The organism is Mycobacterium simiae (assembly GCF_008370645.1).
Lineage (GTDB): Bacteria > Actinomycetota > Actinomycetes > Mycobacteriales > Mycobacteriaceae > Mycobacterium > Mycobacterium simiae_A.
The window spans coordinates 1-226 of record NZ_VTZN01000679.1 but is presented as its reverse complement, the minus strand read 5'-3'; the positions used below and the strand labels follow the sequence as shown (position 1 = coordinate 226).

Here is a 226-nt window from a genome sequence, read left to right as displayed (position 1 = left end):
CCGGCCCCACCGTTGCCTGACAGCGGGGTGCCGGCTGGGACTCCACGATTCCCGGTGGGACCGGCGGTGACGGCGGCAATAGCGGCGCCGGCGGTGGCGGCGGCACCGGAGGAATGGGCGGGGCCGGCGGCAAAGGCTCGGCGTTGTTCGGCGCCGCGGGTGCCAACGGCAATGGTGGGGCCGGCGGTGACGGCGGCAACGCGGGGGCTCCGGGTGACGGCGGCGC

Annotated in this window: 1 protein-coding gene; it reads right to left on the bottom strand. The window is 77.9% G+C overall.

Annotated features, from left to right (window positions below):
* A partial coding sequence (locus tag F0Q45_RS28515; protein WP_373425113.1) for a hypothetical protein occupies positions 1-226 on the bottom strand: 226 nt, incomplete at both ends.